2 protein-coding genes are annotated in these 605 nt (G+C 52.2%); one reads left to right on the top strand and one right to left on the bottom strand.

Going from position 1 to position 605, the window contains the following annotated elements:
• Positions 1 to 5: 5 nt before the first annotated feature.
• On the bottom strand, positions 6 to 173 hold the full coding sequence (locus tag ACYVRA_RS08195) for a hypothetical protein (protein WP_461252238.1): 168 nt from the start codon (positions 171 to 173) through the stop codon (positions 6 to 8).
• A gap of 198 nt (positions 174 to 371) precedes the next feature.
• Between ACYVRA_RS08195 and ACYVRA_RS08190 the strand changes: the two genes are divergently transcribed.
• Complete coding sequence (locus ACYVRA_RS08190) at positions 372 to 530, top strand: hypothetical protein (protein WP_461252237.1); 159 nt, start codon at positions 372 to 374, stop codon at positions 528 to 530.
• Positions 531 to 605 lie beyond the last annotated feature (75 nt).

Below are 605 nucleotides of genomic sequence, written 5' to 3'. Positions count from 1 at the left end.
AATATTCATAACACTTTCTCCCTAATAGTCCGTTTTTTGGAGACTGTTACAAAATCTGTGTAAACCACTAGGCCGTTAGAATCACCGTCATTGCGGGCTTGACCCGCAACGTGTTTATATCGGCGAAGCCAATCTCCTTGCAATTCAAGGGGATGGCGGATCAAGTCCGCCATGACAGTTATACCAGACAAAATCAGTTTACACAAAACTTGTAACAGTCTCGTTTTTTGAATTGCTTCGTCTTTCCACAATGACGACCTCAAGACTGCGGGCGGAGCGCATATTCGCGCTCCGCCGAAAATCAGGCGGGACTCGATCTGAGGCGGTGGGCGGGGTCAGTTGTCCTTACAGCCCTATACCGCGCTTCATTCTTGCACGCAGCGCACGGAAAAGCCGTTGCTCTTGTCGTTGGAGTTCTCGCTCACGCGGTCTCCGCTGTAGGGCATGGCCCGGTAGACGGCGTTGTCGCCGCCGCAAGTAGCAACGCCCGTCCCTACCGTACAAATAAACTCATAGCAAGCCCCTCCTAGATGTGTATAAGAGACAGCCATTGCACCAACTGGATCGACACGGAGAACGTGATCGCCATGCCCTACGACATCCCC

It is taken from the genome of Treponema sp. R8-4-B8 (assembly GCF_054786175.1).
Note: the sequence above shows the minus strand (reverse complement) of the source record. Positions and strands in the feature narration are given on the sequence as shown.

Bases quoted from the DNA above. Each gene is read 5' to 3' on its own strand.
- ACYVRA_RS08195 (WP_461252238.1), bottom strand. From the start codon at position 173: ATGGCGGACTTGATCCGCCATCCCCTTGAATTGCAAGGAGATTGGCTT.